Source organism: Streptomyces sp. NPDC059718 (genome assembly GCF_042733315.1).
Classification (GTDB): Bacteria; Actinomycetota; Actinomycetes; order Streptomycetales; family Streptomycetaceae; genus Actinacidiphila.
In genome coordinates, this window is the sequence record NZ_JBHWGA010000006.1 from 248,407 (window position 1) to 255,464 (window position 7,058).

The 7,058-nt window shown below is 73.0% G+C and carries 9 protein-coding genes and 1 pseudogene; 7 read left to right on the forward strand and 3 right to left on the reverse strand.

Annotated elements, in window-relative coordinates:
* Nucleotides 1-24 precede the first annotated feature (24 nt).
* A complete protein-coding gene (locus ACFV3E_RS10310) occupies nucleotides 25-1,149 on the forward strand; it encodes a M24 family metallopeptidase (protein WP_500534255.1) in 1,125 nt (374 codons plus the stop codon).
* Between the two features lie 131 nt (nucleotides 1,150-1,280).
* Nucleotides 1,281-1,673 carry an STAS domain-containing protein gene (locus tag ACFV3E_RS10315; RefSeq protein WP_500534256.1) on the forward strand — a complete coding sequence of 131 codons (393 nt, stop codon included), beginning with the start codon at nucleotides 1,281-1,283 and terminating at the stop codon, nucleotides 1,671-1,673.
* Between the two features lie 2 nt (nucleotides 1,674-1,675).
* Here the strand turns inward: ACFV3E_RS10315 and ACFV3E_RS10320 are convergent, their stop codons facing one another.
* Nucleotides 1,676-2,692 (reverse strand): DUF3048 domain-containing protein, encoded by a 1,017-nt coding sequence (locus tag ACFV3E_RS10320; RefSeq protein WP_500534257.1) that lies wholly within the window; start codon nucleotides 2,690-2,692, stop codon nucleotides 1,676-1,678.
* An 85-nt stretch (nucleotides 2,693-2,777) separates the two neighbouring features.
* On the opposite strand from ACFV3E_RS10320, the gene ACFV3E_RS10325 reads away from it, so the two are divergent.
* Complete coding sequence (locus ACFV3E_RS10325) at nucleotides 2,778-3,395, forward strand: transglutaminase-like domain-containing protein (protein ID WP_500534258.1); 618 nt, start codon at nucleotides 2,778-2,780, stop codon at nucleotides 3,393-3,395.
* Nucleotides 3,392-4,096 carry a B3/B4 domain-containing protein gene (locus tag ACFV3E_RS10330; RefSeq protein ID WP_500534259.1) on the forward strand — a complete coding sequence of 235 codons (705 nt, stop codon included), beginning with the start codon at nucleotides 3,392-3,394 and terminating at the stop codon, nucleotides 4,094-4,096. The genes ACFV3E_RS10325 and ACFV3E_RS10330 overlap by 4 nt, the downstream gene beginning before the upstream one ends.
* Nucleotides 4,097-4,109: 13 nt before the next feature.
* On the opposite strand, the gene ACFV3E_RS10335 is transcribed toward ACFV3E_RS10330, so the two are convergent.
* Both ACFV3E_RS10335 and ACFV3E_RS10340 read right to left on the reverse strand, forming a co-directional pair.
* Nucleotides 4,110-4,850: a lysophospholipid acyltransferase family protein gene (locus ACFV3E_RS10335; protein WP_500534260.1), complete on the reverse strand. Its 741-nt coding sequence runs from the start codon at nucleotides 4,848-4,850 to the stop codon at nucleotides 4,110-4,112.
* Nucleotides 4,851-4,989: 139 nt separating this feature from the next.
* Nucleotides 4,990-5,406: a DUF4395 domain-containing protein gene (locus ACFV3E_RS10340; RefSeq protein ID WP_500370613.1), complete on the reverse strand. Its 417-nt coding sequence runs from the start codon at nucleotides 5,404-5,406 to the stop codon at nucleotides 4,990-4,992.
* 87 nt (nucleotides 5,407-5,493) lie between these two features.
* Here ACFV3E_RS10340 and ACFV3E_RS10345 point away from each other — a divergent pair, with 87 nt between their 5' ends.
* The 3 genes and pseudogenes from ACFV3E_RS10345 to ACFV3E_RS10355 form a co-directional block, all read left to right on the forward strand.
* Nucleotides 5,494-5,907 (forward strand): TlpA family protein disulfide reductase, encoded by a 414-nt coding sequence (locus ACFV3E_RS10345; RefSeq protein ID WP_500534261.1) that lies wholly within the window; start codon nucleotides 5,494-5,496, stop codon nucleotides 5,905-5,907.
* Between the two features lie 214 nt (nucleotides 5,908-6,121).
* Nucleotides 6,122-6,727: a flavin reductase family protein gene (locus ACFV3E_RS10350; protein ID WP_500534262.1), complete on the forward strand. Its 606-nt coding sequence runs from the start codon at nucleotides 6,122-6,124 to the stop codon at nucleotides 6,725-6,727.
* 191 nt (nucleotides 6,728-6,918) lie between these two features.
* A pseudogene (locus tag ACFV3E_RS10355) lies at nucleotides 6,919-7,058 on the forward strand (electron transfer flavoprotein subunit beta); the annotation flags it as partial.

Below are 7,058 nucleotides of genomic sequence, written 5' to 3' on the forward strand. Positions count from 1 at the left end.
CCAGGGGCGTCTACGGTAAGAGTCGTGACCGACTCTGCCGCATCCCTGTACCCCCCGGAGCGACTCGAACTCGCCCGCAAGGCCGCCGCTGACGCGGGACTCGACGCGCTGCTCGTCTCACCGGGCCCCGATCTGCGCTACCTCACCGGCTACCACGCCCATCTCACCGAGCGCCTGGTGTGCCTGGCGCTGCCGGTGCTCGGCGACGCCTTCCTGGTCGTGCCCCACCTGGAGAAGCCCGGCGCCGAGGCCTCCCCGCTGGGCGCGCTCGGCGTCGAGGTCGTCGGCTGGGGCGAGACCGAGGACCCGTACGCCCTGGTCGCCGGCCGGCTGCCGCGGGGAACCGCGCGGGTGGCCGTCGACAACCACATGTGGGCCGAGAAGGTGCTCGCCTTCCGCACGGCCCTCCCCGGCGCCGAGCAGAGCCTGGCCGGCGACGTGCTGCGCGAACTGCGGATGCGCAAGTCGCCGGCGGAGACCGAGGCGCTGCGCCGGGCCGCGGGCGCCATCGACCGGGTGCACCGCCGCATCGGGGAGTGGCTCAGGGCCGGGCGCACCGAGCGCGAGGTCGCCCGGGACGTCGCCGACGCCGTCATCGAGGCGGGGCACACCACCGTCGACTTCGTCATCGTCGCCTCGGGCCCGAACGGCGCCAGCCCCCACCACGAGGTCTCCGACCGGGTGATCCGGGCCGGCGACCCGGTCGTCGTCGACATCGGCGGCACCACGCAGGAGGGCTACTGCTCCGACTCCACGCGCACCTACGCGGTCGGTGAACCGCCCGCCGAGTTCCGCGAGATGTACGAGGTGCTGCGGCGCGCGCAGCACGCCCAGACCGAGGCCGTCCGCCCCGGCATCACCGCGGAGGAACTCGACGCGATCGGGCGGGACATCATCGCGGCGGCCGGCTACGGCGAGCACTTCATCCACCGCACCGGGCACGGCATCGGTCTGGAGACGCACGAGGAGCCGTACATCGTCGCGGGCAGCTCCCGTCCGCTGGAGCCGGGCATGGCCTTCTCGGTCGAACCCGGGATCTACCTCCCGGACCGTTTCGGTGCCCGCATCGAGGACATCGCCGTCTGCACGTCCGAGGGCGGGGAACGGCTCAACCAGACCTCCCGGGACCTGGTCGTCCTGTCTGTTTAGTCCGATGTGTTGACTCCCGGTACGGCAGGGGGGTATTCCGTACACGCGACCGTGTGCGCGGTGCGTTCGCCACGCGCGGCGCACACGTCGTGTCAAGGGCCCAGCAGGAAGCGGCAGTCGGGGGGCCGGGCATGTTCGACGACGAGCATGACTTCGGGGTGCGGCAGTGGACGGTCGGCGGCACGACCGTGGTGGAACTGACGGGGGAGCTCGACCTGTGCGCCGGCGTGCGGGCGGCCACGCGTCTGGACGCGGTCACCGGCGGGACGCGGCCCGACGTCGTGGTGGACCTGCGCGGGGTGAGCTTCATCGACTGCAGTGGTCTGTCGGTGCTCATCCGGGCGCGGAAGCGGACCCTCGACCGCGGTGGCCGGTTCGGCATCGTCGGCGACAGTCCCTGCGTGTTGCGGCTGTTGCGGCTCACCCGGACGATCCGGGTCTTCACCGTCCACGACGACCTGGCATCCGCGCTGGCCGCGCCGGGCGCCCCCGATCCCCCCGCGGCGGACGGCGCCATAGCGTGAGCTCACCCGGGCAGCGGCGCCAGCACGATCCAGACCTGGCCGCGGGTGAAGTTCACCGGCTGCCCGTCGGGCGTGGTGAAGTGCGTGCCCCCGGCCGCGTCGGGCCGTGACCACCGGGCGTCGTAGGCCTTGCCGTCGCGCAGCACCACCGCGCGCCCGGTGCCCACGGTCTCGCTGTACGGGGAGGTGTTCCCCCACCGGTCCTGGAAGCCGGAGGAACGGACCGTGACGTACTGCACGACCACCGTCGGCGCGCCGAGCCTGCCGCCGTCGGTGGTGGTGGCCGGGTCGCCGTCGAACGAGATCAGCCAGCGGTCGCCGTCGGCCGACCAGCGCAGGCCCACCGAGCCGTTCGGGTAGCGGACGGTGCGGTCGTGCTCGGGGGTGCCGCCGGGCGGCGCGGCACCGAAGCGGAAGCCTATGTCCCGGGCGTCGGAGGCGTCCGGGGCCGCGGCGAGCAGCCGCTCCGGGGTGGCGTACAGGTTGTGCGGGGCGGGGCGCGAGCCGTCGCGTACGTAGGCGCCAGAGGCGTGAGCGGGGGAGACGTCGTGCACCGGAGCCGCCGCCACCACCGGCAGCAACCTGGACTGCGCGCCGGAGAAGGCGAGGGCGGGGCGGCCGAACTGGCGGAGCAGTTCCAGGTCCGACTCCCGGGCGCTGCGCACCGGGCCGACCCGATCGGGCAGTTGGGAGGAGAAGACGGCGAGCAGACGGGTGAGACCGGACTCCACCTGCTCCACGTAGACGAGGTCGGCCCGGTCCAGCCCGGTGTGCGGGCGGGCGGGCCCGACGTTGTCGATCTTCACCGCGAGGACCGGGCCGCCGGTGCGCCCGGGCAGCCCGGTGAAGGGCGAGCGCGCGACCGCGCTGGTGCCGGGCGCCGAGCCCGTCGAGGAGGGGGAGGGCCCGCCGGGCGTCCGCTCGGGGCCGCCGCAGCCCCGGCTGACCAGGAACACGGTGAACACCGCCAGCACGACCAGGATCGCCGCTCTCGCGGGACGTCTGGGTGCTCGGGCCACGACGGCCACCCCCGTGCTGCATAGGTATGCTGCCTACGGAAAAGCCATTTGCCGAATCGCTGCGCGTATTCCTAGTATCCGCCACATGGAGCCGGTACCCCAGACGGCGGACGCGACCGCCTACCTCGCAGCGGACGAGGTGATCGACCACGACCACCCGCTGGTGCGGGCGACCGCCGCCCGGCTGCGGGCGGAAGCCCCCGATCCGTATGACTATGCCGAAGCGGCCTACACCTTCGTCCGCGACGCCATCCCGCACTCCGCCGACTCCGGGGACCCGCGCGTCACATGGCGCGCCTCCGACGTCCTGGAGCAGCGCACCGGCATCTGCCACGCCAAGGCCCACGCCCTGACCGCGCTGCTGCGCGCCGAGGGCATCCCCGCGGGGCTGTGCTACCAGCGGCTCACCGACGACGACGGAACCGGCGCCCTCGTCCACGGGCTCATCGCCCTCAAGCTGCCCGGACACGACCGCTGGGCCCGGCAGGACCCGCGCGGCAACAAGCCCGGTGTCGACGCCCGGTTCTCCCTCCGGGAGGAACGGCTGGCCTGGGTGCCCCGCCCCGGACTCGGCGAACGCGACTACCCCGGTCTCCACGCCACCCCGCCGCCCCCCGTACTCACCGCCCTGCGGCGAGCTGTCGACCGGCCGCACCTGTGGCGGCTGCTGCCCACCGACCTACCGGACCAAGAAGACCGATGACCTCACACACCCCCCTGACCCTGACCGTCGACCCCGCCGTGCGCGCTCTGGCCCCCGGGTTCGCCCACCTCGCCGTCGAGGCCCGCGGCCTGCTCAACGGGCCGAGCGACGACACGAGCGCGGCCCTCCTCGACGACGCGGCCCGCCGCCTCGCCGAGCGCCTCGGCGGCCGCGCCCCGCACGAGGACCCCCACATGGCCGCCTGGCGCGCGGCGTACACCGCCTTCGGCGCCAAGCCCTCGCGCACCCGCAACTCCGCGGAGGCGCTGGCCAAACGCGCCCTCGCCGAGGGCGGACTGCCCCGCATCAACCGGCTGGTGGACCTCTACAACGCGATCAGCGTCGCCCACCTCGTGCCCGTCGGCGGTGAGGACACCGACCACATCCACGGCGGCATGAACCTCGTACGGGCCACCGGCGACGAGAAGTTCGAGACCGTGGCCGGCGGTGAGCCCGCCGTCGAGCACCCCGAGCCCGGCGAGGTCGTCTGGCGCGACGGGACCGGCGTCACCTGCCGCCGCTGGAACTGGCGGCAGGGGATCCGTACCCGGCTGACCGAGGAGTCGGTCAACGCGCTCTTCCTCCTGGAGCGGATGGATCCGATGCCGTTGGCCGACCTGCGGGCCGCCGGTGAGGAACTCGCCGCTCACCTGCGGAGGTTCAACCCCGGCGCGGAGGTCACCGTGCACGAGCCGGTCTGACCCCCGCGCCCGGTCACTCCGCCGTCGCGGCGCGCTCCCGGGCGGCGACGTCCTCCGCCGTGGGGGCGCTGCCGCCCAGGTGCGCGGGCAGCCACCAGTGGTCGTTCGGGCCCGACGGGCGCCCGGTGTACGCGCGCTGCGCGTCCTCCAGCAGCTCCTGGACGCGCAGCCGCAGCCGCCGGGTCAGCGCGCCCGGCTTCTCGTCCGCGTGGGGCCTCATCTGCTCGCCCACCCGGATGGCGATGGGGAAGCCGTTGCGGCCCAGCTGGCGCGGCTGGTCCTTGGTCCACAGCCGCTGCGTGCCCCACAGGGCGACCGGCAGCAGGGGCACGCCCGCCTCCATCGCCAGGCGCGCGGCACCGGATTTGAAGGACTTCAGGGTGAAGGACTGGGAGATGGTCGCCTCGGGGAAGACGCCGATGATCTCGCCCGAGCGCAGCGCCGTCAGCGCGTGCTTGTACGCGTGCATGCCCTCGGAGCGGTCCACCGGGATGTGCTTCATGGCCCGCATCAGCGGACCCGACACCTTGTGCCGGAAAACCGACTCCTTCGCCATGAAACGCACCAGCCGCTTCGCCGGGAGCGCCGTCAGACCCGCGAAGACGAAGTCGAGGTAGCCGATGTGGTTGCTCACGAGCAAGGCGCCGCCCTTGCGCGGCACATGTTCGGTGCCGGCGATGTCGAAGCGCAGTCCCTGCACCTTGAACATGGTGCGGGCGACGCCGATGACGGGCGGGTAGACGAGCTCGGCCATGTGTGGGGCCCCTTCTTCGTAGGGGGTGGCCCCCGGCGGAAGTTACGCGGCCGTAGGTTTGGGCCGCCGGCTGATCGTGCCCCGTAAACGGGTGCCGTGTCATCCCGCGTGCCCGCCGCGTGGCGAGATTCTCGTCACGTCACCCGGTCGTGCGACGCACCAGCAGGTACATTTCGCATCCGAGGCAGTAGCCGAACACCGCGTTGAGGAAGGCCGCCGCGAGCGCGCAGGCCGTCGCCGCCAGGCCCAGCCAGGCGAGCCCCGTGGCGTAGCCGGCGAGCCCGACGACCGCGAACGCCAGTCCGACCGCCTGCGCGAAGCGCGGCGGCGCAGGGTCCTCGGTCTCGGTCGGCGGCCCCAGCCGGGGCCGCACCGCCACCCGGTACAGCAGGCCGTACGGTGAGTTCTGGACACCCGCGGCGGCGCCCACCGCGAACACCAGCGCCTGGACGGCCAGCAGCCAGGCACTTCCGGTGACGAGGACGGCGGCCAGGACGACACTGGTCAGGCTTGCGCCGAAGCGCGGTCCACGGGCATCAATGGCGTGAGGGCTCATGCCGGCCATGATTCCGGAACGGACGCCGTCCGGACCCCCGGGAATCATGGCGGTCGTGTGAACGCTGCAACGGCAGGGAGGGGCGAAATGACGGGACTGGTGGTGTGCGTCGCCGTGCTCGTGGCGGCGGGGATCTTCGGCATCCTCCACAAGCGCAGGGACGGAAGGGTACGGGTGCGGGACAAGGACGCGGCACAACAGCTGACGGCGGGTGAGATCGGCGCGGAACTCGGAGAGCGGGCCACGCTCCTCCAGTTCTCCACCGCCTTCTGCGCGCCCTGCCGGGTCACCCGCCGCACCCTCGGCGAGGTGGCCGGCATGGTCGACGGCGTGCGGCACGTGGAGATCGACGCCGAGGCGCACCTCGACCTGGTGCGCCGACTGGGCGTCGTCAGGACGCCGACCGTCCTCGTCCTCGACGCCCGTGGCACCGTGGTGCGGCGCGCTTCGGGCGCGCCTCGCAAGGCCGACGTCATCGCGGCGCTCGGCGCGGCGGTGTGACCGCGCGAGGTGCCATGACCCCGGTCCCACCCGCCGGGGCGCCCTTGACGCGGCGCCGGTCTGATCGTCAGTCTGACGTTATGTCGCGAGACCTCCTTCTGTACTCCCGCTTCGACGTCGACCTCGGTCGGCACGCGAGCGCCCGCTGTCACGGCCGTTGAGTGCCCAGGACTCCGCACCCCTCCGGCTCGACAGCACGACGAAGGACAACTCCATGACCGCCTCTCCCGACCTCGGCACGCCGGCCACGAGCTCCCTGGGCGCGGTGCCCACCTCGATCCCCGCGCCCGCCCCGGTCCCCCTGCCCCCGCCGCCCGCCGTGTCCGGCGCCTTCGACCCGGCCGCCTTGGACTCGACCGCTTTCCGTGCCGTCTTCCGCCGTCACGCCGCCGGGGTCGCGGTCATCACCGCGGCCGGCACCCGCCCCGCGGGCTTCACGGCCACCTCCCTCACCTCCGTGTCCGCCGAGCCGCCCCTGCTGTCCTTCGGGATCAGCACCACCGGCTCCGCGTGGCGCACCGTCGCGGAAGCCACCCACGTGGGCGTCCACATCCTCGGCGAGCACCAGGAGGAGGTGGCCGCCACCTTCGCCCGCAGCGGCGCCGACCGCTTCGCGCCGCCCACCGCGTGGGGACCCGGCCCGTATGGAGTACCGCTCCTGGACGATGTCCAGGCCTGGCTGGTCGCCCGTGTGGTGGCCCGCATACCTGCCGGTGACCACCGCATCGTCGTCGCCCAGGCCGTGGCGGGCGCCCCCGAGGGCGAAGCGGCCCGCCCGCTGCTCTACCACCACGGGCGCTACAACGCGCTGCGCCACTGAGTCCCTCCATCACGCCCGCGTCGGCAAGGTCACAGTCCCCCGCCCTTGCCTGCCGGGGGACCGACGGCTGTACTGGCGAGTAATATTTCTGCCGGAGCGCCGTGCGTCCCAACGGGGAGCCGCCGTCGAAGGCGCCTATGCTGCCTTCACAAGGGCAGTTGACGTACCCATGCAGCAGTAGGAGTGCAGGCGTGAGCTTGAGGATCGTTGTCGCAGTGAAGTACGTGCCCGATGCCACGGGTGATCGTCACTTTGCGGGGGATCTGACCACGGATCGGGATGCGGTGGATGGTCTGCTGTCGGAGTTGGACGAGTATGCGGTGGAGCAGGC